General features: G+C 69.1%; 22 protein-coding genes. 10 read left to right on the top strand and 12 right to left on the bottom strand.

The features are described 5' to 3' along the window. Window positions 1–73 precede the first annotated feature (73 nt). Genes trpS through B7Z76_RS07075 form a run of 3 tightly spaced genes read right to left on the bottom strand, consistent with a single transcriptional unit; the run spans window position 74 to window position 3,195 of the window. Complete coding sequence (trpS, locus tag B7Z76_RS07085; protein WP_174502193.1) at window positions 74–1,075, bottom strand: tryptophan--tRNA ligase; 1,002 nt, start codon at window positions 1,073–1,075, stop codon at window positions 74–76. A 43-nt stretch (window positions 1,076–1,118) separates the two neighbouring features. After that, a complete protein-coding gene (gene murJ / locus B7Z76_RS07080) occupies window positions 1,119–2,651 on the bottom strand; it encodes a murein biosynthesis integral membrane protein MurJ (RefSeq protein ID WP_174502194.1) in 1,533 nt (510 codons plus the stop codon). Window positions 2,652–2,706: 55 nt separating this feature from the next. Next, a complete protein-coding gene (locus B7Z76_RS07075; RefSeq protein WP_174502195.1) occupies window positions 2,707–3,195 on the bottom strand; it encodes a CHAP domain-containing protein in 489 nt (162 codons plus the stop codon). A gap of 29 nt (window positions 3,196–3,224) precedes the next feature. Between B7Z76_RS07075 and B7Z76_RS07070 the strand changes: the two genes are divergently transcribed. Then, a complete protein-coding gene (locus B7Z76_RS07070) occupies window positions 3,225–3,914 on the top strand; it encodes a tyrosine-protein phosphatase (protein ID WP_174502196.1) in 690 nt (229 codons plus the stop codon). Window positions 3,915–3,944: 30 nt separating this feature from the next. Here B7Z76_RS07070 and B7Z76_RS07065 read toward each other — a convergent pair whose 3' ends face one another. From B7Z76_RS07065 to B7Z76_RS07025, 9 genes are all read right to left on the bottom strand, one after another. Then, window positions 3,945–4,379: a DUF4167 domain-containing protein gene (locus B7Z76_RS07065; RefSeq protein WP_174502197.1), complete on the bottom strand. Its 435-nt coding sequence runs from the start codon at window positions 4,377–4,379 to the stop codon at window positions 3,945–3,947. A 241-nt stretch (window positions 4,380–4,620) separates the two neighbouring features. After that, window positions 4,621–5,463: a peptide chain release factor N(5)-glutamine methyltransferase gene (gene prmC, locus B7Z76_RS07060; RefSeq protein ID WP_174502198.1), complete on the bottom strand. Its 843-nt coding sequence runs from the start codon at window positions 5,461–5,463 to the stop codon at window positions 4,621–4,623. Next, window positions 5,460–6,518 carry a peptide chain release factor 1 gene (gene prfA / locus B7Z76_RS07055; RefSeq protein WP_174502199.1) on the bottom strand — a complete coding sequence of 353 codons (1,059 nt, stop codon included), beginning with the start codon at window positions 6,516–6,518 and terminating at the stop codon, window positions 5,460–5,462. The genes prmC and prfA overlap by 4 nt, the downstream gene beginning before the upstream one ends. A gap of 12 nt (window positions 6,519–6,530) precedes the next feature. Continuing rightward, window positions 6,531–7,766, bottom strand: coding sequence for a histidine--tRNA ligase (gene hisS / locus B7Z76_RS07050; protein ID WP_291342993.1), 1,236 nt, complete (start codon window positions 7,764–7,766; stop codon window positions 6,531–6,533). Between the two features lie 83 nt (window positions 7,767–7,849). Continuing rightward, window positions 7,850–8,974 carry a flavodoxin-dependent (E)-4-hydroxy-3-methylbut-2-enyl-diphosphate synthase gene (ispG, locus tag B7Z76_RS07045; protein ID WP_174502201.1) on the bottom strand — a complete coding sequence of 375 codons (1,125 nt, stop codon included), beginning with the start codon at window positions 8,972–8,974 and terminating at the stop codon, window positions 7,850–7,852. A gap of 22 nt (window positions 8,975–8,996) precedes the next feature. Further along, complete coding sequence (locus tag B7Z76_RS07040; RefSeq protein WP_174502202.1) at window positions 8,997–10,349, bottom strand: helix-turn-helix domain-containing protein; 1,353 nt, start codon at window positions 10,347–10,349, stop codon at window positions 8,997–8,999. Window positions 10,350–10,395: 46 nt separating this feature from the next. Then, window positions 10,396–12,663, bottom strand: a complete 2,268-nt coding sequence (locus tag B7Z76_RS07035) for a putative PEP-binding protein (RefSeq protein WP_291342991.1) — start codon at window positions 12,661–12,663, stop codon at window positions 10,396–10,398. Further along, entirely contained in the window at window positions 12,641–13,678 is a 1,038-nt protein-coding gene (locus B7Z76_RS07030; RefSeq protein ID WP_174502204.1) for a nitronate monooxygenase family protein, read from the bottom strand. Before B7Z76_RS07030 ends, B7Z76_RS07035 begins: the two co-directional genes overlap by 23 nt. Further along, window positions 13,675–14,892: an aspartate kinase gene (locus tag B7Z76_RS07025; RefSeq protein WP_291342990.1), complete on the bottom strand. Its 1,218-nt coding sequence runs from the start codon at window positions 14,890–14,892 to the stop codon at window positions 13,675–13,677. Before B7Z76_RS07025 ends, B7Z76_RS07030 begins: the two co-directional genes overlap by 4 nt. Before the next feature lie 97 nt (window positions 14,893–14,989). Here B7Z76_RS07025 and ubiG point away from each other — a divergent pair, with 97 nt between their 5' ends. The 9 genes from ubiG to B7Z76_RS06980 all read left to right on the top strand — a co-directional run bounded on the left by ubiG (window position 14,990) and on the right by B7Z76_RS06980 (window position 26,274). Continuing rightward, window positions 14,990–15,742 carry a bifunctional 2-polyprenyl-6-hydroxyphenol methylase/3-demethylubiquinol 3-O-methyltransferase UbiG gene (gene ubiG, locus B7Z76_RS07020; RefSeq protein WP_174502206.1) on the top strand — a complete coding sequence of 251 codons (753 nt, stop codon included), beginning with the start codon at window positions 14,990–14,992 and terminating at the stop codon, window positions 15,740–15,742. Window positions 15,743–15,866: 124 nt separating this feature from the next. Further along, window positions 15,867–16,922 carry a GlxA family transcriptional regulator gene (locus B7Z76_RS07015; protein WP_174502207.1) on the top strand — a complete coding sequence of 352 codons (1,056 nt, stop codon included), beginning with the start codon at window positions 15,867–15,869 and terminating at the stop codon, window positions 16,920–16,922. A 173-nt stretch (window positions 16,923–17,095) separates the two neighbouring features. Further along, window positions 17,096–18,367, top strand: coding sequence for an aromatic ring-hydroxylating dioxygenase subunit alpha (locus tag B7Z76_RS07010; protein ID WP_291343042.1), 1,272 nt, complete (start codon window positions 17,096–17,098; stop codon window positions 18,365–18,367). Further along, window positions 18,364–19,455 carry a hybrid-cluster NAD(P)-dependent oxidoreductase gene (locus B7Z76_RS07005; RefSeq protein ID WP_291342986.1) on the top strand — a complete coding sequence of 364 codons (1,092 nt, stop codon included), beginning with the start codon at window positions 18,364–18,366 and terminating at the stop codon, window positions 19,453–19,455. The genes B7Z76_RS07010 and B7Z76_RS07005 overlap by 4 nt, the downstream gene beginning before the upstream one ends. A 64-nt stretch (window positions 19,456–19,519) precedes the next feature. Beyond that, on the top strand, window positions 19,520–21,556 hold the full coding sequence (locus tag B7Z76_RS07000) for an FAD-dependent oxidoreductase (protein ID WP_174502210.1): 2,037 nt from the start codon (window positions 19,520–19,522) through the stop codon (window positions 21,554–21,556). Next, complete coding sequence (locus tag B7Z76_RS06995; RefSeq protein ID WP_291342983.1) at window positions 21,556–23,403, top strand: DUF3483 domain-containing protein; 1,848 nt, start codon at window positions 21,556–21,558, stop codon at window positions 23,401–23,403. Before B7Z76_RS07000 ends, B7Z76_RS06995 begins: the two co-directional genes overlap by 1 nt. Next, window positions 23,400–24,476 carry an electron transfer flavoprotein subunit alpha/FixB family protein gene (locus B7Z76_RS06990; protein ID WP_291342981.1) on the top strand — a complete coding sequence of 359 codons (1,077 nt, stop codon included), beginning with the start codon at window positions 23,400–23,402 and terminating at the stop codon, window positions 24,474–24,476. Before B7Z76_RS06995 ends, B7Z76_RS06990 begins: the two co-directional genes overlap by 4 nt. After that, window positions 24,473–25,237, top strand: a complete 765-nt coding sequence (locus B7Z76_RS06985; RefSeq protein WP_291342979.1) for an electron transfer flavoprotein subunit beta — start codon at window positions 24,473–24,475, stop codon at window positions 25,235–25,237. Before B7Z76_RS06990 ends, B7Z76_RS06985 begins: the two co-directional genes overlap by 4 nt. A gap of 90 nt (window positions 25,238–25,327) precedes the next feature. Next, window positions 25,328–26,274 (top strand): IS630 family transposase gene (locus B7Z76_RS06980; protein WP_291342977.1). Its coding sequence is split into 2 segments (ribosomal slippage): window positions 25,328–25,676 and window positions 25,676–26,274, totalling 948 coding nucleotides; the frame shifts between segments, so codons are not numbered across the junction. Window positions 26,275–26,464 lie beyond the last annotated feature (190 nt).

The following is a 26,464-nucleotide window of genomic DNA, read 5'->3' as shown; positions in this document are numbered from 1 at the left end:
GGAAATTGCTCAAAGCCGCTGGATTTCAAAGATTGACGATACGCCCCCGGCCCAGCCCGGGGGCGTTTTCGTTTCAGCCCGCGGGCAGCAGGCCGACGAGGCGCTCGGCTTCGGCGACGATCGGCGCGGCGATGGCGGCGGCGCGAGCCGCGCCGGCCTGGAGCATGCGGTCGATCTCGGCGGGATCGGCGGCGAGGCGTTTGGTCTCCGCACCGATCGGGGTGAGTTTCTGCACCGCAAGCTCGGTCAGCCGTTCCTTGAACGGGCCGAAGCCGTTGCCGGCGTGCTCGCGCAGAACGTCCTCGGCGGTGATGTCGGCGAGGGCGGCGTAGATGCCGACGAGGTTGCGGGCCTCGGGGCGGGAATCGAGCTGCGCCGGGCGCTCGGGCAGCGGTTCCGGGTCGGTCTTGGCGCGGCGGATCTTCTGGGCGATCGTGTCGGCATCGTCGGTAAGGTTGATGCGGCTCTGATCCGATGCGTCGGATTTCGACATTTTCCTGGTGCCGTCGCGCAGGCTCATGATGCGCGCGCTGCCGCCGATGATGCGCGGGGTGATCGCGGGGAAGAATTCCACCCCGTAATCGTGGTTGAATTTCTGCGCGATGTCGTTGGCGAGTTCGAGATGCTGGCTCTGGTCCTCGCCGACGGGCACCTCGGTCGCGTGATAGGCGAGGATGTCGGCGGCCATCAGGTTGGGATAGACGAACAGGCCGGTGGAGACGGCCTCCCGATCCTTGCCGGCCTTGTCCTTGAACTGGGTCATGCGGTTGAGCCAGCCGAAGCGGGCGACGCAATTGAAGATCCAGGCGAGGCGCGCATGGGCGTGCACCGCCGACTGGTGGAACAGGATGCTGCGGGTGGGGTCGATGCCGCAAGCGACGAGCAGGGCGGCGTTCACCCGCGTCTGCTGGCGCAGCGCCTCGGGCTCGACCCAGACGGTGAGCGCGTGCAGGTCGACCAGGCAGTAGATGCCCTCGTTGCCCTCCTGTAACGCGACCCAGTTCTGGATCGCGCCGAGATAATTGCCGAGATGCGCGATTCCGGTGGGCTGGATGCCCGAAAATATGCGTGCCATGGCCACTGTATCAGCGCGCTTCGGCGGCCCGGTCAAGCGCCGTTCAGGCGGGTTTGGGGCGGCGCAGGAGCAGGCGCAGCTCGGCCGGGCGGACGGCGCCGAGGAGAATGCCCCCAAGCGTGAAGACGGCGAGGCCCGCAGCGATCAGCAGGGCGAGGCTGGTAATGGGAGCGAGATGCATCAGCGCGGTGCGGCGCAGGGCGAGCAGGGCCAGGGCCATCAGCCCGCTCGCCAGCACGATGGCAAGGATGCGGCGGGCAAGCGCGCGGTCCGGCGCGAAATCGGCGCGGCGGCGAAGCAGGAGGGCGAGGGCGATGGCGTTGAACCAGGCGGCGAGACTGGTGGAGAGCGCGATGCCGACCTGTTGCAGCGGATGCATCAGGGCGAGGTTTAGGGCGAGGTTGATCGCGACCGCGGCGAGCCCGGTCTTGACCGGGGTGGAGGTGTCGCCGCGGGCGAAGAAGCCGGGGGCGAACAGTTTCACCAGCACGAAGGCGGGCAGGCCGAAAGCATAGACGGCGAGGGCGGCAGCGCTGCGCGCGGCATCGGTGTCGGAAAAGGCGCCATGGGCAAAGAGGGTGCGCATCACTGGCAGGCCGATCGCGGCGAGGGCGGCAGCGGCGGGCAGGGTGAGCAGCAGCGAGACCGCGATGGCGCGGTTGAGCGACTCGCGGGCGGCGTCGGTCTCGTTGCGACGGAACTGACGCGAGAGGCTCGGCAGCAGCACGGTGCCGACCGCGGTGCCGATGACGCCGAGGGGAAGCTGGTTCACCCGGTCGGCATAATAGAGCACGGAGACCGTGCCGGTGGGCAACAGCGAGGCGATGATGGTATCGACCGTGAGGTTGAGCTGGGTGACGCCAGCGCCGATCAGCCCGGGGCCGAGGCGGCGCAGCACGGTGCGCGCCCCCGGCGTGAGGCGCGGGACGCGCAGGCGCAGCGGCGAGCCGGCGCGAGCCATCGCCCAGGCGAGCAGGACGAACTGCACGATCCCCGACAAAGCGACGCCATAGGCCAGCGCCTCGGGCACGCGCTGGCCGGCGGCGTGCAGGATGAGAAGGGTTGCGATGATGCAGACATTGAACAGGATGGGTGCCGCGGAGGCAGCGGCGAAATGGCCGCGCGCGTTCAGCACGCCGGAGAACAGGGCGCAGAGGCAGATCAGCCAGAGATAGGGGAAGGTGATGCGCGAAAGCCGGACCGCGAGGGCGAATTTTGCCGGATCGGCGCGGAAGCCGGGGGCCAGGATGTCGAGCACGAGGGGCATGAACACGAGGCCGAGGATGGTGAGCGCGAAGAGGAACAGCGCCATGATGGCAGTGACCTCCTCGGCGAGGCGGCGGGCCGGGGCTTCGCCGTCCTGCGCGAGGGCGCCGGCATAGGCGGGGATGAAGGCGGCGCTGAACGCGCCCTCGCCGAACAGGCGGCGGAACAGGTTGGGCAGACGCAGCGCCACGAAAAATGCGTCCGCCGCCGGGCCGGCACCGAGCAGGGCGGCGATCAGGATGTCGCGCGCGAAGCCGAGCACCCGACTGCCCATCGTCCAGGCGCCCACGGTCAGCGCATTGCGTAGCATTCTTGCTCCTTGGCGGTTGGCGTCCGGCCGGATCGGCCGCAACCAGCGCAGAGCATTAGCGGGGGGCGGGGACGGTTTCCAGCCTTGCGTGGGCGGGGAGGATGAAGCCGTCGGTGGGGTAGATGGTGCGGCCGGGTTCGTGATCGGGCGCGTACCAGACGCGCACCGAAGTCCAGTCATTCGCGGGCGAGACATCGAGCACCGGGGTGGCGCGCTGAATGCGGCCGGGCAGCCAATTGGCCTGGGTGACGAGGATCTCGCGCGGGCCGAGGACACGGGTAACGACAGCGACATGCCCGGCGGTCATCGCGCCGTGGCGGCGGAAGACCAGCACGGCGCCGGGGACGGGGCGCTGCGCGCGGGGGTATCGCCCGTCGGCCTCGTCCCACCAGCGCCAGGCATCGCCGGTGATCTCGATGCCGGAGACGGCGCGGGCATAGGGCACGCAGGTGAGCGTGGTCGGGGTGCCGTATCCGGCGAAGCGCGAGCTGGCACAGGCGGCGAGCAGCAGCGGCGCCACGAGGGCGGGCAGAGCGAGTCGCATGGGCAGAGAATACCTGCTAGTCAGCCGGCATGGACACGATTTATCGCGGCGACCTGTCGACTCCGGCGGGACGGCGCAATGCCTGGATCGACGCGCTGTTCGTCGACCACGCCGTGCTGCGGCTGGGCTGGACCAATTTTGCGCCGGTCAAGCCGGGCGCGCTGTATCGCTCGAACCATCCGGTGCCGTTCCAGCTGGCGAAATTCCGCCGCCTGGTCGGGCTCAACACGCTGATCAACTTGCGCGGCGAGTGCCGCAACGGCTCGGACGCGCTCTCGCGCGAGGCGGCGCGGCGGCTCGGGCTCGATTTCTACGACATGGCGCTGGAATCGCGCGGCGCGCCGCATCGCGACCGCATCCTGCGGCTGGCCGAGATCATCCGCACGATGCGGCGGCCGGCGCTGGTGCACTGCAAGTCCGGCGCCGACAGGGCGGGGATCGCGAGCGCGTTGTTCGTGCTGATCGAGGGCGGCAGCGTCGCCGAGGCGCGGCGGCAGCTCAGCCTGCGCTTCGGCCATATCCGGCAGTCGAATACCGGGATTCTGGACGCCTTCCTCGATATGTACGAGGAGGAGGGCAGCGGTATGGCGTTTCTCGACTGGGTGCGCGACGCCTATCACGAGCAGGCGCTGCGCGAGCGCTACGCGCGCGAGACACGCAATCGGCCGGGGCGGCGGATCGCACGGTTCGTCAACGACCGGCTGCTCGCCCGGGAGTGACCGGGCGGCGGCGCGGGCGGCTGGTCGCGATCAGACCTCGGGCGGTGCGGCGCTGATCGGGATTTCGCGGGCTTCGGTGGAAGGCTGGTCGCCGAGGCCGGGGGCGGGTTCAGCAAGATCCTGATCGTCCTGGGCGTCGGAGGATTGCGAGGCGTCGTTGCGCCGGGCGTGGCCGTTGCCGTGCTGTGTCTGGGCTGCCTGGTTCATCGCTGAAATGATGCGAAAATAATGTTCGGCATACTGGAAATAGCTTTCGGCGAGAACGCGGTCGCCGGCACTTGAGGCATCGCGTCCAAGCTGCTGATACTTGTCGTAAAGCTGCTGGGCGGTGCCGCGGACCCGCTGTTCGGGGCCATTGCTGTCAAAGACGTGATTGCGGTTCAGCGGGGTGCCCCCCTGATAGCTGCGAAAAGAACCGCCGCCGCCACCACGATTGTTGCGCCCGCGCATACGTTTTATGTTCATAGAGTTCCGGTATCCTGTTGCAGTGCGACCATGCGCGTGCCGGACCGTCGTTTCCCTGGTCGTGGTCGGGCAGCGTCTTTCATGGCGTGGTCGTTCAAACGAGTTCGATACGGCACCTGCGGAACCGGCACCGCGTCGCGGGACGAAGCGGTCGGGAACCCGCCGTTCCGGCCTCATGAGGCCGGGTATCGAATACGGAATTGTTATCTAGTCTGATTCGGCCGGAACGCCAAATGGTTTTTCACGAATATTTTCCCGCCCCTGACATGAACACGGCGCGGGGGATGCCGGCGAGATCGGGTTCGGCGGCCGCATCCAGCCCGTGCGCGGCGGCGAGGGCGATAAGGGCTTGGGCCTGGCCGATCCCGGCTTCGAGGATGGCGAGCCCGCCCGGGGCGAGCAGGCGCGGCAGATCCGCGACGATGCGGCGATAGGCGTCGAACCCGTCGGCGCCGCCATCGAGGGCGGAGGCGGGCTCGTGGGCGGCGACTTCCGCCATCAGGCCGGGGATGTCGGCACTCGGGATATAGGGCGGGTTGGCGAGGATGAGGTCGAAACGGGCGGCGATCGCCTCTGCCCAGTCGGCGCAGCAGAAGGCGGCGCGGGACGCAAGGCCGGTGCGGGCGGCATTGGCGCGGGCGAGGGCGCAGGAAGCGGGCACGCGGTCGATGCCGAGGCCGCAAGCGTCGGGGTATTCGGTGAGGGCGGCGAGGAGCAGCGCGCCGGTGCCCGTGCCGAGATCGAGGATCGTGCGGATCTTGTCCCGGTCGGGGCGGTGGCGCAGCGCGGCTTCGATGAGGGTTTCGCTGTCTGGCCGGGGGATGAGCGTTGCCGGCGAGACGGCGAGATCGAGGCTCCAGAAGCCTTTTGCGCCGGTGATGTAGGCGAGCGGCTCGCGGGCGGCGCGGCGGCGGGCGAGGGCTAAAGCGGGTTCGGGATCGACCTCGTCGAGCGCCCAGAGTGCGGCGAGGTCGACGCCGAGCGCGTGGGCGAGGATGAGGCGGGCCTCGCGGGTCGGGTTTTCGACGCCGCCCGCGGCGAGGATGCGGCCGAGTTCGCGCAGGGCCTCGGTGGTCGGGATCATGCGCCGGCGGCGGCGAGGCGGGCGGCCTGGTCTTCCTCGGTCAGCGCATCGATGATGTCGTCGAACTCGCCGAGCATGACGCGGTCGATCTTGTGCAGGGTGAGGTTGATCCGGTGGTCGGTGACGCGGCCCTGGGGGAAATTGTAGGTGCGGATGCGTTCGGAACGGTCGCCGGTGCCGACCTGGGACTTGCGGTCGGCGGCGCGGCCGGCGGCGGCGGCGGCGCGGGACTGCTCGTAGAGCCGGGCGCGCAGGATCTTCATCGCCTTGGCGCGGTTCTTGTGCTGGCTGCGCTCCTCCTGCATGGCGACGACGATGCCGGTGGGCAGATGGGTGATGCGGACGGCGCTCTCGGTCTTGTTGACGTGCTGGCCGCCGGCGCCGGAAGCGCGGAAGACGTCGATCCGGAGATCGGCCTCGTTGATCTCGACATCGACATCCTCCGCCTCGGGCAGGACGGCGACGGTGACGGTGGAGGTGTGGATGCGGCCCTGGGTTTCGGTGGCGGGGACGCGCTGGACGCGGTGGACGCCGCTTTCGAACTTGAGGCGGGCAAAGACGGCGCTGCCGGTGATTTCGGCGATGCCCTCACGCAGGCCGCCAAGCTCGGTCTCGGTATAGTCCAGCACCTCGAAGCGCCAGCCACGCAAATCGGCGTAGCGGCGATAGGCGGCGAAGAGTTCGGCGGCAAACAGCGCGGCCTCGTCGCCGCCGGCGGCGGGGCGGATTTCGAGGATGGCGGGGCGTTCGTCGGCGGCGTCGCGCGGCAGGAGGGCGAGGCGGATTTCGTGTTCGAGACGCGGCAGGGTCTCGCGCAGGGCGAGGAGTTCGGCATCGGCCAGCTCGCGCAGCTCGGGATCGGCGCGGGCGGCCTCGGCCTCGTCGCGAGCACGCTCGGCGGCGCGGAGCAGAAGGATCTGCTGCTCGACCGGCTCGATTTCGGCCAGCTCGCGCGAGGCGGCGACGAAGCGCTCGCCATCGACCCCGGCGGCGAGCATCGCGCGCAACTCCTCGGCGCGGAGAACGATACGGTCGAGGTTCTGCTCCAGGGTCATCGCGTCAGCTGGTCATCCGAGGGCGGCGAGAAGCTCGGCGCGGGGGAGTTCGCGCTGGGCGCCGTCGTCGAGGGTTTTGAGGGTGACGGCGCCGCGGGCGAGTTCGTCCGCACCGATCAGCACCGCGGCGCGGGCGTTGATACGGTTGGCGCGTTCGAGACGCTTCTTCAGGTTGCCGCGATAGGCGGCCTCGGCGGCGATGCCGGCGCGGCGGAGGGTGGCGAGGATCTCGATCGCGGCGGTCTGCTCGGCCTCGCCCATCGGTATGATGGCGACGGGGCGCGGCGTGGCGGGGGGGGCTGCCAGCAGCATGGCGAGGCGCTCGATGCCCGCCGCCCAGCCGACGCCGGGGGTGGGCGGGCCGCCCATCTGCTCGACCAGTTGGTCGTAGCGGCCGCCGCCGAGCACCGTGCCCTGCGCGCCGAGGGCGGTGGAGACGAATTCGAAGGCGGTATGGTTGTAGTAGTCGAAGCCGCGGACGATTCGCGGGTTCTCGACGAAGGCGATGCCAAAGGCGGCAAGTGCGGATTTGAGCCCGTCATAGAAGGCGGCGGAGGAGGGGTTCAGGTGGTCGTAGATAAGCGGGGCGTCGGCAAGGAGGCGGATGTCGTTCGCATCCTTGGTGTCGAGGATCCGCAGCGGGTTCTTGACCAGGCGGACCTTGCTCTCGTCGGAAAGCTCGGATTCATAGCGGGAGAGATAATCCACCAGGGCGGTGCGGTAGGCATCGCGGCTGTCGCGGTCGCCCAGCGTGTTGATGTGCAGGGTGATGCTGGCGCCGACGCCAAGCTCGTCGAGGATCTGCTGGCCGCAGGCGATCGCCTCGGCATCGGCCAGCGGCTCGGCGGCGCCGATGATCTCGAGGCCAATCTGGTGGAACTGGCGGTAGCGGCCCTTCTGCGGGCGCTCGTAGCGGAACATCGGACCCTGGTAGAAGATTTTCTGCGGCAGGGTCTGGGTGAGGCCGTTGGAGACCAGGGCGCGGCAGACGCCGGCGGTGCCCTCGGGACGCAGCGTGACGGATTCGCCGGAGCGATCCTCGAAGCTATACATCTCCTTGGTCACCACATCGGAGGTTTCGCCGAGGTTGCGGGCGAAGACGGAGGTGAGCTCGAAGACCGGCGTGGCCCATTCGGCGGCGCCGTAGAGCGCGGCGATGCGGCGGGCGGTCTCGATCACGTGGTGATGCCGGCGCGCGTCCTCGCCGATGATGTCCTGGGTGCCGCGCACGGGTTGGGGCTTGGTCAAGGCGGAAATCCTTCAGACAGCGGAGATTGCCGGTGGTTTGCCGGAAATCGCCGCCGCTGAACAGTCCGCAACGCGCGGGCGGGCTATTCCGCCGCCTGCTTCGCCGCCGCCTTTTCCTCGCGCAGGCGGGCGGCACGCTGTTCGACGAGGTCGACGACATGGTCGATCATCGCCGCCCCCTCGATCGTGTGGTCGGTCTTGCCGGCGGCATAGACCATGTGGCGGCCATTGCCGCCGCCGGTGACGCCGAGATCGGTCATTAGCGCCTCGCCCGGCCCGTTGACCACGCAGCCGATGATCGAGAGGGTGATCGGCTCCTCGATATGGGCGAGACGGTCTTCGAGCTGGGCCACCGTGTCGATCACGTTGAAGCCCTGGCGGGCGCAGGAGGGGCAGGAGATGACGCGCACGCCGCGATGGCGGATGCCGAGCGACTTCAGGATGTCCCAGCCGACAGCGACTTCTTCCTCCGGCTCGGCGGAGAGGGAAACGCGCATCGTGTCGCCGATGCCGGCCCACAGCAGCGAGCCCAGCCCGATCGAGGATTTGACCGTACCGGTGCGCCGTCCGCCGGCCTCGGTGATGCCGATATGCAGCGGGTGGTCGCAGACCTCGGCGAGCTGCTGATAGGCGGCGACGGCCATGAACACGTCCGACGCCTTCACGCTGATCTTGAATTCATGGAAGTCGTGATCCTGAAGGATCTTCGCGTGTTCGAGGGCGGATTCGACCAGGGCGTCGGGGTTCGGCTCACCGTATTTCTCGAGCAGGTGCTTCTCCAGTGAGCCGGCATTGACGCCGATGCGGATGGAGCAGCCGTGATCGCGGGCGGCGGCGACGACCTCGCGCACGCGCTCGGCGCTGCCGATATTGCCGGGGTTGATGCGCAGGCAGGCCGCCCCCGCCTTCGCCGCCTCGATCGCGCGGCGGTAGTGGAAATGGATGTCTGCGACGATGGGGACGTTCACCTGCTTCACGATGTCGGCGAGGGCAGCGGTAGCCGCCTCGTCGGGGCAGGAGACGCGGACGATGTCGACCCCGGCGCGCTCGGCACGCTGGATCTGGGCCACCGTGGCCGCGACGTCGTCGGTCGGCGTGTTGGTCATGGTCTGCACGGTGATCGGCGCGTCGCCACCGACCTTGACCGGGCCGACGCTGATCTGCCGCGACTTGCGGCGGATGATCTGCTGGTATTCGCGGTAGTTCATCGGGCTCGCTTCCGTGGAGGGGTTACTGTGCTGCCGGGCTGGCGACCGGGGCGGTTGCGCCGCCCGCGGGCGCGGCCGGCGTGAGGGGAACGCTGTGGAGCACCGCGCCGGGCTTGCCGAGCGGCGCGCCGGCAGTGCCGTTGCGGACCAGTTCGGTGCCGCCGGCATTGCCCGTGGTCATGGTCAGGCCCGGCTCGTTCGGCACCGGCCAGGACTGGCCGGCCTTGAGCACGCGGCTGAACAGGATGGTGCCGTGCGGGCCACGAACCTCAACCCAGCTGTCGGCACTGGCGCTGATCACCAGCGGGTTAGCGCTGACCGACGCGGCTGCTGCGGGAGCCTGGCCAGCAGGCAAAGCACTCGTAGCTGCGGTGCCGGGGGGCGTGGTCCCAGCGGCGGCCGTGCCGGCGGCAGCGGCCGGCGTTCCGGCGGCAGTGGAGGCTGATGTGCCGGCGATGACCGCACCGGAATTGCCGCCGGGGTTCGCGGCGCTATCTGCCGTGCCGGTGCCCGCCGTCGGGTTCGGCATCGCGCTGTCTGCGGCGGCCGAGCCGGGCGTTGACGCAGCGGGGGTGCCGGGCGTCGCCCCCGGTGGGGTGGAAGACGCCGTCTGCGACACCGCGGCTTGGGATGCGCTGGCTTGCGCGGTGGCAGCCGGGGGCGCTCCCGCCGAAGCCGATGCCGCCGGCGGTGTGGCGGCGGACGGCGCAGGGGCGCTGGTTCCCGATGCGGGCGCGCCGGCGGCAGCGGTTTTGGCCGGCGCTGGCGCCGGCGTCGGTGCCGATGATTTCGGGATCGCCAGCGGGGCGAGTTTGGCCGGGACCTCGGGGACCATGCGCGCCATCCGGAGTTCATGCTCCGAATGGCGATACCAGAAGAAATAGCCGGCGAGGCCGACCGCGGCGACAAGGAAGAGTACGGCGCCGGGCGGAACGGCGCGGTCCGGCAACGGCTCGGGGAAGCTCAGGGCTGGCGGGCGGCTGCGGCTCATGCCCTCGGCGCGGAAGCGGCGGAGGATTTCCTCGGGATCGAGTCCCATGATCTCGGCATAGGAGCGGATGAAGCCGGCCGCGTAGGTCGGCGCAGGCAGTGCCGTGAGATTGCCGGATTCGATGGCCTCGAGAAACACCCGCCTGATCTTCAGGCGTGCCGCTATATCCGGCAGTTTCCAGCCCAGACGCTCGCGGAAGGCGCGCAATTCGGCGCCGACGGCTTCCGGCCCGCCACGGGAGGATGTGTCGTATCCGGCAGTTGTGAGGTCGTTGTCGCCGTTCATGATGCCCTTGAATGCCCGCGGGGCGGAGTTGAGGGAGGACGGCCGAGAGGCGGCGACCTGCCACAGCAGCCGGGCGAAATAGAGTCCCGGTCCGTGCATTTGCCCGGTCTCGACCCGGTCCGGATGGCGGTTTAGCGCGTTCGGCCTAGATCGGCAAACCGTGTTCCCGCGCCCAGGCCGTGAGAGGTTCGCGCAGCGAGGTGCCGGCGGCGCCGGCGCGGCGGAGTTCGCGCAGCACCGGGCGCAGGGCGGCGAGATCGGCATCGGCGAACAGCGCCTTGACCGGCAGGATCGCAGCACCGGACATCGACAGCGTATCGACCCCGATGGCGGCGAAGACCAGCGCGTCGAGCGGCCGGCCGGCGGCCTCGCCACAGATCGAGAAACCCACCTCCTCCTCGGCGCAGGCCGCGGCAAGGCCCTCGATCAGTTCCAGCACCGGGGCGGAGAGCACGTCGTAACGGCCGGCGAGGCGCGGCGTGCCGCGATCGGCGGCAAAGAGGAACTGCATCAGGTCGTTGGTGCCGAGGGAGACGAAATCGGCCTCGGCGAGCAGGCCGGGGAGCTGGAAGAGCAACGAGGGCACTTCGAGCATGGTGCCGATCTCGATGCGGTTCGGCTTCTCGTCGAGCCGCGCGGCCTCGGCCTCGAGCAGGTCGCGCGCCGCACGGAATTCGGCGACCGTCGCCACCATCGGGAACATCACCGAGAGGTCGAGACCGACCGCGCCCATCAGCAGGGCGCGGAGCTGCTTGCGCAGGATGGCCGGGCGGTCGAGCCCGACGCGCAGCGAGCGCCAGCCCATCGCCGGGTTCTCCACCTGGTCGTCGGCTTCGCCGGGCAGGAGCTTGTCGGCGCCGAGATCGAGGGTGCGGAAGACGACGCGCTTGCCATCGGCGCGCTGGAGGACGCGGCGATATTCGGCCGCCTGGGCGGCGACGCCGGGCACGCGGGCAGCGGCGAGGGCGGCGATCTCGGTGCGGTAGAGGCCGATGCCCTCGGCGCCGGTGCGGGTGAGCTGGTCGATCTCGAAGGCGAGGCCGACATTGAGCATCAGCGTGACCTCGGTGCCGTCCTGGGTGCGGGCCGGACGGTCGCGGAAGACGGCAAGCTCGGCGGCGCGGGCGCCACGGGCGGCGAGGGCGCGGTCATACAGCGCGGTGACCTCGGGATCGGGGCGAAGGATCAGGGCGCCGGATTCGGCGTCGAGCAGCACGGGATCGCCCTGACGCGCAGCCTCGGTGGCACCGGCCTCGACAGCGATGGCGGGGATTTCCAGCGCGCGGGCGAGGATTGCGGCGTGGCCCCCGGTGCTGGCCTCCTCGATCGCCACGCCGGCAATGCCGCGCTGGTGCCAGTCGAGCAGTTCGGCGGGGCCGAGGCGGCGGCAGACCAGGACCATGCCGCGCGCATCCTCAGGCTTCGCGGTGCCGGCGCCAAGGGCTACGAGCATTCGCTCGATCATGTCCTCGATATCGGCGACACGCTCCCGCAGATAGGGATCGGCCACCTTGCGCATGCGCCGGCGCAGCTCGCTGCCGACCTGGTCAACCGCGGCCTCGGCGGTCAGGCCATCATTGATCGCGGCGCGGACGCGCTCGAGCCAGCCGGTGCCCTGCGAGATCAGGCGGTAGGCCTCCAGAACCTCGCGGGTGGCGTGGCCGGTGGGCAGATGCTCGGAGACGAGGTTGTCGAGCGAGGTTTCGGCATCGGCCATCGCCTGGTCGAGCCGGGACAGCTCGGCGGCCGTGTCTTCGGCGAGGACGTGGCGCGGGCCGGGAGAGCGGCCGAAGGGCAGCACGGTGCCGCGCACGATGCCGGGGGCGAGCGGATGGCCGGAATAGCGCCGTGCCAGAGCATCGCCGAAGCCGGCAGCGGCGATGTCGGCGGCACCCTGGCTGGCGAGAATCTCGCCGATCAGCATGGCGATGGTCGAGATCGTCTCGACCTCGAGCGGGGTGTAGACGCGGGGGTCGGAATTCTGCACCGCGATGACGCCGAGCGTGCGACCGGCACGGCGGATCGGCACTGCGAGCATCGAGGCGTAGCGTTCCTCGCCGGTTTCGGGCCGGTAGGCGAATTCGGGGTGGTTCTGCGCGTCCGGCAGGTTGAGCGCCTCGCCCTTGGCGGCAGCAAGGCCGATGATGCCCTCGCCAACCCGCACCCTTGTATGGCCGACCGCGGCGATGCGCAGCCCGTGGGTGGCGGCGAGTTCGAGCATTTCGCCGGCACGGGCGACATAGACCGAGCAGACCTCGACCGCGAGTTCAGCGGCGATCAGCTCCACCAGCTCGGCCAGGCTGGAATTGCCGGAGCTCAGCCGGTCGCGCAGCTTCGCGAACAGCCGCCGCGAGGCGGCGAGCGGGATATTGCGTGGGCGGGGCGCGCCCTTAGGCCGCTTCGATCGAGGCATCCGGCTGGCGGGCGGTGGCGCGGGCAGCGAAGGCGGCATCGGCCTGGGCGATGAGCTCGGCGATGATCGCGGCGACCGGCTGGATCGCGGTGACCATGCCGACCGACTGGCCGGCCATCACCGAGCCCTGCTCGACATCGCCTTCGATCACCGCGCGGCGGAGCGCGCCGGCCCAGAAATGCTCGATCGAGAGCTGGGCCTGCTCCTTGTCGAGTTCGCCGGTCTGGAAGCGGCGGATGGTTTCGGCCTGATGCTCGATGAAGCGGGCAGTGCCGGCATTGGCGAGGCCGCGCACCGGGATGACCGGAAAACGGGCATCGAGCTGGACCGAGGGGATCGCGTCGCGCGCGTTGGCCTTGAGGAAGGCGGCCTTGAAATTGGCGTGGGCGATGCTCTCGGCGGAGGCGGCGAAGCGGGTGCCGAGCTGCACACCGGCGGCGCCCATTTCGAGGAAGGCGAGGATCGCCTCGCCGCGGCCGATGCCGCCAGCGACAAAGACCGGAACCTCGGTGATGACGGGCAGGATTTCCTGCGCCAGCACCGCCAGCGAGACCGGGCCGATATGGCCGCCGGCCTCGGACCCCTCGATCACCAGCGCGTCGGCGCCGCTGCGGATGAGGCGTTTCGCGAGCACCAGGGCGGGCGCGAAGCAGACGAGTTTGGCGCCGCCGTCCTTGACCGCGCGGACCGCGGCGGAGGAGGGCAGGCCGCCGGCGAGCACGACATGCCCCACGCCGTGGCGGACACAGACCGCGATCAGCTCAAGGAGCTGCGGGTGCATGGTGATCAGGTTGACGCCGAAGGGTTTCGTGGTGAGCGCCTTCGTTGCGGCGATCTCGGCATCGAGCAGTTCGGGGCTCATCGAGCCGCAGGCGATCACGCCGAAGCCGCCGGCATTGGAGATGGCGGAGACGAGGTGGCGCTCGCTGACCCAGCTCATGGCGCCACCCATGATCGCGGTTTCGGTACCGAGAAAATCGCGCCCGCGGGCCCAGAGCTGATCGAGCGCGCTCACGCGACGTCGAGCCCATAGGCGGTGTGCAGGGCGCGCACGGCGAGTTCGGTGTATTCGGCGTCGATCAGCACGCTCACCTTGATCTCGCTGGTCGAAATCACCTGGATGTTGATGCCGCGGGCGGCGAGCGAACGGAACATGGTGCCAGCGACACCGGCATGGCTGCGCATGCCAACGCCGACGACCGAGATCTTGGCGACGTCGGGATCGGTCGCGAGGTCGGCGAAGCCGATCTCGTCGCGCTTCTCGTCGAGCACGAGGCGGGCGCGGGGCAGCTCGGTCTTGTTGAGGGTGAAGGTCATGTCGGTGGTGCCGTCGGCGGAGACGTTCTGCACGATCATGTCGACATTGATACCGGCCTCGGCGAGCGGACCGAACACCGAGGCGGCGACGCCGGGGCGGTCGGGCACGCGGCGGACGGTGACCTTGGCCTCGTCACGCGAATAGGCGATGCCGGCGACGATTTCCTGTTCCACGATTTCATCCTCATCAACGACCAGCGTTCCCGGGGCATCGGTGAAGCTGGAGAGAACCTGCACCCGCACCCGCTCCTTCATTGCGAGTTCGACGGAGCGAGTCTGCAATACTTTCGCACCAACCGAGGCCAGCTCCAACATCTCTTCATACGCGATGGCTGGCAACTTGCGCGCTTTCGGGACGATGCGCGGGTCGGTGGTATAGACGCCGTCGACATCGGTGTAGATGTCGCAGCGGTCGGCCTTGACGGCAGCGGCAACGGCAACGGCGGACGTATCGGACCCGCCGCGGCCGAGGGTGGTGACGCGGTTATCCGGCCCGATGCCCTGGAAGCCTGCGATCACCGGCACCTGGCCCATCTGCATGCGCCGGATCAGCTCGGCGCCGTCGATCCTATCGATCCGCGCCTTGCCGTGCTGGCCGTCGGTGCGGATGGGGATCTGCCAGCCGGTCCAGGAGCGGGCGTCGACGCCGATGGTCTGCAGGGCGATCGCGAGCAGGCCGACCGTGACCTGTTCGCCGGTGGCCACCACCGTGTCGTATTCCCGCGCGTCGTAGAGCGGGGAGAGTTCCTGGCACCAGGCGACGAGCTGGTTGGTGGCGCCGGCCATTGCCGAGGTGACGACGGCGACCTCGTGCCCCTCGTCCACCACGCGCTTGACGCGCGCGGCGACGTTGCGAATCCGGTCCAGATCGGCGACAGAAGTGCCGCCGAATTTCATCACGATGCGCGCCATGTGATCCGATCTTGCCGTGAAACTGGTATCAACGCGGGAGCGGCGCTTGCTGCCGTCTCCCGGCAGGCTCACATAGCGAGAGCCCGGGAGAAGGGCAATGCAGGCCGGAGAGGATGTGAGCATGGATGACGGGCAGTCCGCCGGACGGGCGGACGCGGCGGAGGTGCGGAAGTTCGACGCGCTGGCGGCGCGCTGGTGGGACAGGCACGGGCCGATGCGCGCGCTTCACGCCATGAACCCGGCGCGCAGCCGGTGGATCGTCGATCACATGTCGGCGGTGCGCGGCGAGGCTGCGGGGGTGGAGTTGCTCGATGTCGGCTGTGGTGCCGGGCTGCTGGCGGAAAGCCTTGCGCGTGCCGGTTGCCGGGTGACGGCGATCGACGCCGCGGCCGAGGCGATCGCGGTGGCGCGGGCGCATGCGGCAGCACAGGGGCTGGAGATCGACTACCGCGCGACGACGACCGACACGCTCGTCGCCTCCGGCGTGCGGTTCGACGCAGTGACGGCGCTGGAGGTGATTGAGCATGTGCCAGACCCGCAGGGGTTTCTCGACACGCTGGCCGGGTTGCTGCGGCCAGGCGGCCGGTTATTCATATCAACACTGAATAGAACGCCACAATCTATTGTTTTTGCAAAATATACAGCGGAATATGTACTTCGCTTGGCACCGCCCGGCACGCATGACTGGCGGAAATTCATCACCCCGGGCGAGCTTGCCGCGATGTGCCGCGCCGCCGGGCTGCGGCTGGCGGCGACGGCGGGGATGGTGCCGGCGCCGCTGCGAGGCGGGTTTCGCATCGGGCGGGATACCGGGATCAATTATATCGCGATGGCGGTGGCGCCGGGCTGACGCCGCGGCACGGTCCAGCCCCGCCAGAAGTTGATGAATGTTTTAGGTATGCCGGGCCGTCCTTGTGTGGTCATATGCGTCATCGCCGCATGGCTCGTATGCGGCGCGATGGCGGAGGTGACCGATGGGCGAACGGGTGGCGAGCGGGGCGCGGGGTGAGGAGCGGCGGCCGCTTTCGGTCGGCATTCTCCTCACGCACGATTTCACGCTGTCGGCATTGTCGATGTTCGTCGACACGCTGCGGCTCGCCGCTGACGAATCGGATTTCTCGCGACCGATCAATTGCCGCTGGACGATCATGTCCGACACTGCGGCGCCGATTCGCGCGAGCTGCGGGGTGCAGGTGCTGCCCGGTACGCCGTTTCTCGACCCCTCCGGCTTCGATTACGTGGTGGCGATCGGCGGGTTGCTGACCGGGCTCAACCAGAACGCAGCACCGCTTTGCGCCTATCTCACCCGTGCGGCGGCGGCTGGGGTGAAGCTCGTCGGCATCTGCAACGGCAGTTTCCTGCTCTGCCAGGCGGGCTTGATGCAGGGGCGGCGCGTTTGTGTCAGCTGGCTGCACTATCAGGATTTCCGCGCAGCCTTTCCCGATCACGAGGTGACCGGCGACCGGCTGTTCGAGATCGATGGCGACCGGATCACCTGCGCTGGCGGGGCTGGCGCGGCGGATCTCGCGGCGCTGCTGATCGAGCGGCATCTCGGCAGCAGGCTGGCGCAGAAGCCGCATCAGGTACTGCAACTGGCGCGCACGCGCGGCGAGGAGGCGGTGCAGCCGCACCCGCCGGTGGCGCATGACGTGGCCGACGGGCAGGTGCGCCGGGCGCTGCTGATGATGGAACAGAACCTGTCCGACCCGGTGCCGATCGCCATCATCGCGCGGCGACTTGGCCTGTCGACGCGGCAGTTGGAACGGCGCTTCGAAGCCGCACTCGGGCAGCGGCCCTCGCTGCTCTATCGCACGCTGCGGTTACGCTATGCCCGCTGGCTGCTGGAGACGACCGACCGGTCGGTGACGGATATCGCGCTGGAGGCCGGCTTTGCAGACTGCGCGCATTTCTCCCGCCAGTTCAAGGCGCTGCATGGGCTGTCGCCCTCGCAGATGCGGCCAGGGGTGGCCATGCGGGGCGGCTCCGGCGGCGATGGGTCGGGGCTTCATGCCGGTCCGCGCCCATTCTGACGGCAATATGTGAAAAACACATGGCCGCCATGCGAGCGGCCTGCGAAATCGTTCTGGCGCAATGTCGCAAAAACCAAAGACGCTGCATCACCGAACCGTCACATTCCGTTGCCGGGCGCTGATCCTTGTCGAAAGTGCCGTTATTGAAAGTGCCGCTATTGAAAGTGAACGTCATGACGGATGTCGCTTCCCCCGCATTGCGCGACCTGGTGGCCCGTCGGCGCCCCGGATACATGCTGGAGCGGGAGTTCTATACCGATCCGGACATCTTCCGCGCCGATCTCGAATACATCTTCAACCGGCACTGGATTTTCGTCGGCGTCGAGCCGGACGTACCCGAGCCTGGCGACGTGATGACGCTGAAGATCGGCAACAACGAGATCCTGATCTGCCGCGACGACGATGGCGCGATCCATGCCATGCACAATGTCTGCCGGCACCGCGCGGCGCGGCTGGTCTCGACCGAGAAGGCGGCCGTGGGGCGGCTGGTCTGCCCGTATCACACCTGGACCTATGGGCTCGACGGCGCGCTCCTGCATGCCGAGCATATGGGCGAGGGGTTCGATCATTCCTGCAACGGGCTGAAGAAGATCCATCTCCGCTCGCTGGAGGGACTGCTCTTCGTCTGCCTCGCCGAGACGCCGCCGGCGGATTTCGACGAGATGGCACGGATCGTCGGGCCGTATGTCGCACCGCACGAGATCGCCAACTGCAAGGTGGCCCAGCAGATCGACCTGATCGAGGAGGGCAACTGGAAGCTGACGATGGAGAACAACCGCGAGTGCTATCACTGCGCGATGAACCATCCGGAGCTGACGTCCTCGATCTTCGAGTTCGGCTTCGGCTTCGACGCCCGCGAGGACGATCCTGCGCGCGCGGCGCTGCGACGGAGCTATGACGACATGGTCGCGCGCTCGTGCAGCGCCTGGACGGCGAGCGGCTTTCCCTCCGAGGAAATCGGCCATCTCGACGACATGGTTTCCGGGTTCAGGATCGGGCGGATGCCGATGGACCGCGAAGGTGAATCGCAGACGCTTGACACCAGGGTGGCGAGCCGGCTGCTGCTCGGCCGGGCAAAGGAAAAGCGGCTCGGCGATCTCTCGTTCCATACCCAGCCAAATTCCTGGCATCATTTCATGAGCGACCACATCGTGACCTTCTCGGTCCTGCCGCTCTCGCCGGACCGCACGCTGCTGCGCACCAAGTGGCTGGTGCATCGCGATGCGATCCAGGGTGTGGACTATGATCTCGAAAACCTGATCCGGGTGTGGCGCGAAACCAATCTGCAGGACGGCGCGCTGGTCGGCCTCGCCCAGGCGGGGGCGGCGAGTGCTGGCTATGTGCCGGGGCCGTACTCGACCGAAACCGAAGGCCAGGTCGAGGCTTTCGCCAACTGGTATATCGGTCGCATGGCCGCCCAGCTCGGGATCGAACCGGCGCGATGAACATGACGCCGGCCGAGCGTTGCCGCGCCGCGCGCGATGGCAGCCTGTCCGCGTGGGATCCGGAGGCTGACGACATTCTTGTCTGCGTGGATTCGCGGCTGGAGACGCACGATGTGCGGACCTTCACCTTTGTCGGCCGCACGCCCTCGCGCTTCAGCTACTGGCCAGGGCAGTTCCTCGTGTTCGATGTGCCGGTGGGCGGTGAGATCGTGCAGCGCTGCTATACGATCGCCTCCAGCCCGACGCGGCCGGACCAGATCTCGATCACGGTGAAGCGCAAGCCGGACGGCGTGGTCTCGCCCTGGCTGCACGACAATCTGCGCCCGGGGATGGAGATCCGCGCGATCGGGCCGCTCGGCGATTTCAGCTTCGTGGCGACGCCGGGGGAAAAATACCTGTTCCTCTCGGGCGGCTCGGGGATCACCCCGCTGATGTCGATGACGCGCGCGCATCAGGATCTCGCTCCAGACGCGGATATCGTGTTCATCCATTTCGCGCGGGCGCCGGAGGACATCATTTTCCGCGACGAACTCGCGGTGATGGGGAGGCAGATGCCCAACCTGCGGGTCATTCCGGTGTGCGAGGCGGATGGCGCCGGCGGGCGTTGGGGCGGGCCGCGCGGGCGGGTGACGCCGCAGCTGCTGGCACTTCTGGCGCCGGATTTCGCCGAACGCTGGATCTTCAACTGCGGCCCCCCGGCCTACATGCAGGTGGTGCGCGAGGGGCTCGTCGGCCTCGGCTACGACATGCGCTATTACTATGAGGAAAGTTTCGATTTCGGCGTGCCGCCGCCGGTCGAGGAGGTGCTCGCCGCGCAGGGAGCGGAAACCTTCGAGGTCACGTTCAGCAAGTCCGGCCGGACGATCGGGGTCGCGCCCGGGCAGCATATTCTCGCCGCCGCGCGCGAGGCGGGAATGCGGCTTCCCTCGTCCTGCACCAAGGGCGTGTGCGGCACCTGCAAGAGCAGGCTCGTCTCGGGACGGGTGGACATGAAGCACCAGGGTGGCATCCGCCAGCGCGAGATCGACCAGGACCTGATCCTGATCTGCTGCTCGACACCGCTGACCGATCTCGTGATCGAACGCTGATGATGCGGCCGCTGCCCGCTGTGGCGCTGGCGCCACCGAGAGTCCCGAAGCGGCGAGGCCGCGCATGATCGCCCATGCCGAGGCGCTGTTCCGCCCGCTGACGATCCGCCGGACGACGTTCCGCAACCGGATCATGAGCACGAGCCACGCCCCGGGTTATGGCCGCGACGGCAAGCCGCAGGAGCGGTATCAGCTCTATCACGCGGAAAAGGCGAAGGGCGGCATCGGGCTGACGATGTTCGGCGGATCGTCCTCGGTCTCGCTCGACAGTCCGGCGGCACCTTGGAACCAGATTTCCGTCGCCGATGACAGCGTCATTCCGTATTTTCAGCAGTTTTCCGAACGCGTGCACGCGCATGGCGCGGCGCTGATGATCCAGCTCACGCATATGGGGCGGCGGACGCGCTGGGATACCGAGAACTGGCTGCCGACGCTGTCCGCCTCGCCGCGGCGGGAGCCGGCGAGCCGGTCGATCCCGCGCGAGATGGAGCAGGAGGATATCGATCGGGTGATCGCCGATTTCGCGGCGGCGGCGCGGCGGGCGCGCGAGGGCGGGCTCGATGGCTGCGAACTCTCGGCGGCGCACGGGCATCTGGTCGACCAGTTCTGGTCGCCCTCGGTCAATCACCGCAGCGATGGATATGGCGGATCGCTGGAAAACCGGATGCGGTTCGGTTTCGAGATTCTCGAGGCGATGCGGGCAGCGGCGGGGGATGATTTCCTGATCGGCATCCGCATGTCGGGCGACGAGATGCTGGCCGAGGGGCTGAGCCACGAGGATTGCGTGGCCATCGCCGAGGCGCATGCGCGGCGCGGGCTGGTCGATTTCATCAATGTGCTCGGCGGGCAGGCGCGGGACCATCTGGCGCATGCGGTCTCGCTGCCGAACATGTCCTTTCCGGTAGCCCCCTTCCTGCCGCTGGCCAGCGCGATCCGCCGCGAGGTTGAAGTGCCGGTGTTCCACGCCCAGCGGGTGACCGACCTTGCCACCGCTGCGCGCGCGGTGGCGGAAGGGCATGTCGACATGATCGCGATGACGCGGGCGCATATCGCCGACCCGCACCTCGCGCGCAAGCTGCAGGACGGGCGGGAGGACGATATCCGCCAGTGCGTCGGCGCCGGCTACTGCATCGACCGGATCTATACCGGGGCGGATGCGCTGTGCATCCAGAATGCCGCGACCGGACGCGAGGCGACGATGCCGCACGTGATCGGCAAGGCAGCGCGGCGGCGGCTTGTGGTTGTCGTCGGCGGCGGGCCGGGCGGGCTGGAGGCCGCGCGGGTGAGTGCCGAGCGCGGCCACGAGGTGGTGCTGTTCGAGCGGGAGACGGCGCTCGGCGGGCAGATCAACATCGCCGCGAAGGCGGGATGGCGGGAGGCGCTGTCGGGCATTCCGCGCTGGCTCGGCGCGCAGGTGCGCAGGCTCGGCGTGGATCTGCGGCTCGGTCTCGCGGCGGATGCGGCGATGGTGCTGGCGGAACGGCCGGACATCGTGATTCTCGCGACCGGCGGCGTCCCCAATCCGGGTTTCATGGAGGGGGCGGAACTGGTGACAACAACCGCCGCGATCCTGCGCGACGGGATCGCGCTCAGCGGTTCGGTGCTGCTCTATGACGGGATGGGGCAGCACAATGCCGCCTCCTGCGCCGAGTTCCTGGCGAAGCGCGGCGCGCTGGTGGAACTTGCGACCGGCGACCGGATGGCGGCCGAGGAGGTCGGCACCACCAACCAGCCGATCCATCTGCGCGAACTCTACCGCCATGACGTGATCATGACGCCTAATCTCGACCTGCTCGCGGTGCGGCGGGAGGAGAACCGGCTGGTTGCGGTGCTGCGCAACACGATGGATCTCGCCGAGGAAGAACGGGTGGTGGATCATGTCGTCGTCGATTTCGGCACGTTGCCGGATGACGCGCTGTATGATCCGCTGAAGGCGGGGTCGGTCAACCGGGGGCGGATCGATGCCGGCGCGCTGGTGGCAGGGCGGGCGCAGCCCTGGCCGGAGGCAGGATACGCGCTCTATCGCATCGGCGATGCGGCGGCGGGGCGCAACATCCACGCCGCGATCTACGACGCGCTGCGGCTCTGCAAGGATTTCTGATGGCGGGCCTGTTCGTCCTGCTGGCCTGGCTGCTGCTGGCCGGGGTGGTGGGGCAGGCGCTGCGTCTTGCCGCATCATGGCGGCGCGGCGGGGCGGCACCGGTGGACTGGGCGCGCGGGCTGGCGGCGCTGCCGCGGCGGTATCTCGTCGACGCGCATGGCGTGGTTGCATTGCGGGCGGCGGCGGCGCGGATGCACCAGGCGATTGCCGGGGGCTTGCTCGGCGGCACTACGCTTGTGCTGCTGGGCGTCATCCCGGCGCTGCGTGGCGCGGAAATTCTGTGGCTGCTGGCCGCATTCGGCTTTGGTTTCGCAATTTTCGGCGCGCGGCTGGTGGCGCAGCGGCGGCAGCCGGTAAGGCCGGCGTCACTCTCGGGCGGGGCGTTCGAGGGGCTGGCGCGGGATCTGGCTGCCTATGCGGCGGGCGGGTTCCTGGCCTCGCTCGGCATTCTGCTCGGGCTGTGGCTGCCGGCACTGGCGGGGATCGGGCTTGCCGCCTGGGGCGGGGCGCGGCTGGTGGCGGGGATCGCGGCCGGGCCGATGCGGCACGCGCTGGCCGGGGCGGTGCATCTCGCGGCGCATCCGCGGCCTGAGCGCTTCGCGGGCGCGGCGGAGAGCGGGCTGTTGCCAGCGCAAAAATTCGGTGTGGCGACGATCGGCGATTTCGCCTGGAACCGGCTGGCGGGGTTCGATGCCTGCATCCAGTGCGGGCGGTGCGAGGAGGCATGCCCGGCCTTTGCCGCCGGCCAGAAGCTGAACCCGAAGGCGCTGATCCAGGACCTGGCGGCGGCGCTGCATCCTGACGCGCCTTCCTATGCCGGCTCGCCGCATCCCGGCATTTCGTCGCCGGGCCCGGTGCTCGGGCGGCTGCACGCGGAGACGCTGTTCGCCTGCACGACCTGCCGCGCCTGTGTATCCGCCTGCCCGATGATGATCGAGCATGTGGATGCGGTGATCGACCTGCGGCGGCACCTGACACTCGCGGAGGGCGCTGCACCGGGCAAGGCGGACCAGGTGCTTTCGGAGCTGCGCTACGCGTTCAATCCGGGTGGGTTCGAGCCCGGGCGGCGGCTCGATTTCGCCGCCGGCGGGCTGCGCGTGCTGGGCGAGGGCGAGAGCGCCGACATCCTGCTCTGGCTCGGCGATGGGGCGTTCGACGCGCGCTACGGGCGAACGCTGCGGGCGCTGGTGGCAATCATGCGGGCGGCGGGGCTGGATTTCGCGGCGCTGGGGGAAGCAGAACGAGATTGCGGCGACCTCGCCCGGCGGCTCGGCGACGAGGCGGGGTTCGAGCGCCTCGCGCGCGCCAATGTGGCGTCGCTGGCGAGGCGGCGGTTCAGCCGGATCATCACCGCCGATCCGCATGCGCTGCATGTATTGCGGCAGGAATATCCGGCGTTCGGCGGACACTATATGGTGCAGCACCATACGGCGCTGATCGACGAGCTGATCGGCAATGGCGCGATCCGGCCGGGGGCTATATCCGGCGTGACGGTGACCTATCACGACCCGTGCTATCTCGGCCGTTACAACGGCGAGTATGACGCGCCACGGCGGGTGCTGGGGCGGATCAGCGTGGCGGTGAGCGAGATGGAGCGGCATGGCGCGGCCTCGTTCTGCTGCGGCGGCGGGGGCGGCGCGCCGGTTTCGGACATCGCGGGCGAGCGGCGGATTCCGGATTTGCGGATGGCGCAGGCGCGGGAGACGGGGGCCGGGATCGTCGCCGTGGCGTGCCCGGGCTGCACGGCAATGCTGGAAGGGGTGACGGGCGCACGGCCCGCGGTGCGCGACATTGCCGAGCTGGTGCATGAGGCGATGGAAGCGGTGCCGGCGGCGGTGCGGGCGTGAGCGCGAAGCGCCGCGATCCGCGCACCGAGCGCGCGGCGGTGGTGGTGACCGAGGCGCCGCGCCGGCGGATCGACCGAATGCATCGCGGCGGGGTAATCGCGCAGGATGCAGTCGTCGCAAAGGCGGCGGCCGCGGTCGTGACCATCGCCGAGCCAGCCTATCTGGTGTTCGCCGTGGTGGAGATGGCGGGCGGCATGCTGTCGCGCCATGACCGGCAGGTGCTGGGGGCGGCGCGATTGCTCGATGGCGGCGGGAGGGCGGCGGTGGTGCTGCTGGCGCCGAGCCTGCCGGAGGACGCGGGGGCGGCGGGGGCGGACCGGGTGATGATGCTGCCCGAGCGGGACGATCCGGCGGCGTTGGCGGCAGCGGTCGCCGCCGTGATCGGCGCGCATCGGCCGCGCCATGTGGTATTCGCCGAGAGCGCGGATGGCGGGGATCTGGCGCGGCGGGTGGCCGCACTCCGCGACGAGACGCTGTTCGATGCGGTCGAGAGCCTGTCGGCGCGGCAGGCGATCCGCCCGGCTGCCGCAGGGCGGGTGGAATGGCGGGCGGCGCCGCCGCATCTGCTGAGCATCGCGGCCGACCGCATTGCGCCTTGGCGCGGGCCGGCGCACGCGGCCGAGCCGGTTGATCCGCCGGGCGATCCGGCGAGGGATGTGGCGATGGCGGTGCGGCTGTCGCCCCTGCCGGTGGAAGCGGCGAATGTGCGGCTGGACGAGGCGGGATTCGTGATCGCGGCGGGGAACGGGGTGGCGGATTTCGCGGGGTTTCTCGATCTCGCGCGCGCGCTCGGGGCAACACCGGGGGCGAGCCGGGTGGTATGCGATGCCGGCGCGTTGCCGCGGGAGATGCAGGTCGGCGCCTCGGGGACCGTACTCAACGCTGACTGCTATGTGGCGTTCGGGATTTCCGGTGCGCCGCAGCATTTGCAGGGGATCGGCACGGTGGAGCATGTGGTCGCGGTGAATACCGATCTGCACGCGGCGATGATCGCGCGGGCGGATTTGGCGGTGGTGGCCGATGCGCAGGCGGTGCTGCCGGCGCTGCTCGCGCGGCTGGAAGCTGAGGCGTGAGGATCGTCGTGCTGCTATCCGCCGGCCGGCATCCGGCGACGGGCGAGCCCTGCCCGGTGCCGGTGGAGTTGCAAGCGATAGCGCTGGCGCGGCGCATTGCCGGGGCGAGCGGGGTGGTCGAGGGGCTGCATGCCGGTGGGCGCGACGATGCGGTGCTGGATGTGCTGGGCCACGGGATCGATGGTCTGACGCTGGTCGGCGCCGGGGCGGCGGACGATCCGCTCGGTGCGCTGGTGGCGGTGCTGGAGGGAAGGATGCCGGATCTCATCCTCGCCGGGCGGCGCGGCCGGGGCGGGGCGGATGGCGGGCTGCTGCCCTATCGGCTGGCGCGGGCGCTGGGATGGCCGATCGTCGCCGATGCGATCTCGATCGGGCTAACGGACGGTGAATTTACCGTGACGCAGGCGCTGCCGCGCGGCGGGCGGCGGGCGGCCACGGTGCGCCGGGCGGCGGTGATCACCGTGCATCCGGCGGCACCGGCGGCGCTACCCTATGTGCATCGGGCGCGGCTGGCCGGGCGGGTGAACGAAGTGGCGGGACCGGCGCTGATGCCGGCGGTGATGCCGGAAGGAGCCGAAATCCGGCCCTACCGGGCGCGGCCGAAGCTGATCGGCGATGTTGGCGGCGACGTTTCGGCCGAGGCGCGGCTGCAGGCGGTGAGCGAGACGCGGGATGCCGGCGGACGGGTGCTTGTGCGGCCGGCGCCGGACGAGGCGGCGGCGGCGATCCTCGATTTCGTGGCGCGGTTCAGGCCCCGCTAGAGCGGTAGCCGAACCATCTGAATCGCTGGGGTACTGGAAGCGGTTGAAATCTGATTCAAGCTATCTGCCGGAGTTTGGAGGCTGGCAGGAATGGCAAAGACTCTTTTGGAGGATCTGCGGGGCCGTGTGGTGGCGGCTGTGGAACAGGGAGCGACGCACCGCGAGGCGGCGGCACGGTTTGGTGTCAGCGCAGCGAGCGTCAGTCGGTGGCGCAGCCTGCTGAGCGCGCAGGGGAACCTGAAGCCCGGTCGACATGGTGGCGACCGACGCTCCGGGCGGATCGAGAAGCAGGCGCATGTGGTTCTCGACCTGCTGGAGCAGATGCGCGATGCGACGATTGAGGAACTGCGCAGCGCGCTGGCCACACAGGGCCACCAATTCGGTTACGGGACGCTGAGGCGCTTCTTCCAGCGGCATCACATCACGCGCAAAAAAAGACCGCGCACGCCGCCGAGCAGGAGCGCCCTGACGTCCTGAGCCGGCGTTGGGCGTGGTTTGAAGGCCAGGAAGATCTCGACCCCGACCGGCTGATCTTTGTCGATGAAACTTGGGCCAGCACCAATATGACCCGTCGCCATGGCCGTTGTCGGCGCGGTGAACGCTTGCGGATGAGTGTGCCGCATGGCCACTGGAAGACCACGACGGTGATAGCCGGCCTGCGCAACAGCGGCATCGTTGCCCCCTTCGTAATCGACTGCCCGGTCAATCGGATGGTGTTTGAGGCATGGATCGAGCAGGGCCTGGTGCCGATCTTGCGGCCTGGCGACATCGTCGTGATGGACAACTTGTCCAGCCACAAAGGGCCGAGGGTGCACGAATTGATTGAAGCGGCAGGCGCTGAATTGCGCCACCTCCCGCCTTACAGCCCGGACTTCAACCCCATCGAGAACGCCTTCAGCAAGCTCAAAGCCTTGCTGCGAAAAGAGGGCGCGCGGACCATCGACACCCTTTGGGCCGCAATCGGACAACTCGTCGACCTCATCACACCCGCAGAATGCCAAAACATGTTCGCCGCAGCTGGATATGATCCAATATGATCGACTACCGCTCTAGCACTACTTTGGCGGAAGTTTGTTGTGATTACTGATGAGGCTACATCCGCAGTGAGGGCAATGCCGCGGCGGTGAGCGAGAAAGACGGTCAAGGATGGCTTGGCGCACTGCTGGCAGGGTGGGTTGGGGAGGCGGACCGGGGACTCTTTTTTTTCCGTCCCGCCTGAGCGAGCCT

Origin of the sequence: Acidiphilium sp. 20-67-58 (assembly GCF_002255515.1) — a bacterium.
Lineage (GTDB): Bacteria > Pseudomonadota > Alphaproteobacteria > Acetobacterales > Acetobacteraceae > Acidiphilium.
The sequence above is the reverse complement of the archived record's forward strand: the minus strand, read 5'-3'. Positions and strand labels throughout refer to the sequence as shown.

Bases quoted from the DNA above. Each gene is read 5' to 3' on its own strand.
- prmC (WP_174502198.1), bottom strand. From the start codon at position 5,463: ATGATCCCGACCACCGAGGCCCTGCGCGAACTCGGCCGCATCCTCGCC.
- B7Z76_RS07035 (WP_291342991.1), bottom strand. From the start codon at position 12,663: ATGCCTCGATCGAAGCGGCCTAAGGGCGCGCCCCGCCCACGCAATATC.
- B7Z76_RS07070 (WP_174502196.1), top strand. From the start codon at position 3,225: ATGGACACGATTTATCGCGGCGACCTGTCGACTCCGGCGGGACGGCGC.
- B7Z76_RS06995 (WP_291342983.1), top strand. From the start codon at position 21,556: ATGGCGGGCCTGTTCGTCCTGCTGGCCTGGCTGCTGCTGGCCGGGGTG.
- trpS (WP_174502193.1), bottom strand. From the start codon at position 1,075: ATGGCACGCATATTTTCGGGCATCCAGCCCACCGGAATCGCGCATCTC.
- B7Z76_RS07025 (WP_291342990.1), bottom strand. From the start codon at position 14,892: ATGGCGCGCATCGTGATGAAATTCGGCGGCACTTCTGTCGCCGATCTG.
- murJ (WP_174502194.1), bottom strand. From the start codon at position 2,651: ATGCTACGCAATGCGCTGACCGTGGGCGCCTGGACGATGGGCAGTCGG.
- ispG (WP_174502201.1), bottom strand. From the start codon at position 8,974: ATGAACTACCGCGAATACCAGCAGATCATCCGCCGCAAGTCGCGGCAG.
- B7Z76_RS07010 (WP_291343042.1), top strand. From the start codon at position 17,096: ATGACGGATGTCGCTTCCCCCGCATTGCGCGACCTGGTGGCCCGTCGG.
- B7Z76_RS07015 (WP_174502207.1), top strand. From the start codon at position 15,867: ATGGGCGAACGGGTGGCGAGCGGGGCGCGGGGTGAGGAGCGGCGGCCG.
- B7Z76_RS07040 (WP_174502202.1), bottom strand. From the start codon at position 10,349: ATGCACGGACCGGGACTCTATTTCGCCCGGCTGCTGTGGCAGGTCGCC.
- B7Z76_RS07005 (WP_291342986.1), top strand. From the start codon at position 18,364: ATGAACATGACGCCGGCCGAGCGTTGCCGCGCCGCGCGCGATGGCAGC.
- B7Z76_RS07000 (WP_174502210.1), top strand. From the start codon at position 19,520: ATGATCGCCCATGCCGAGGCGCTGTTCCGCCCGCTGACGATCCGCCGG.
- B7Z76_RS07065 (WP_174502197.1), bottom strand. From the start codon at position 4,379: ATGAACATAAAACGTATGCGCGGGCGCAACAATCGTGGTGGCGGCGGC.
- B7Z76_RS07075 (WP_174502195.1), bottom strand. From the start codon at position 3,195: ATGCGACTCGCTCTGCCCGCCCTCGTGGCGCCGCTGCTGCTCGCCGCC.
- prfA (WP_174502199.1), bottom strand. From the start codon at position 6,518: ATGACCCTGGAGCAGAACCTCGACCGTATCGTTCTCCGCGCCGAGGAG.
- ubiG (WP_174502206.1), top strand. From the start codon at position 14,990: ATGCAGGCCGGAGAGGATGTGAGCATGGATGACGGGCAGTCCGCCGGA.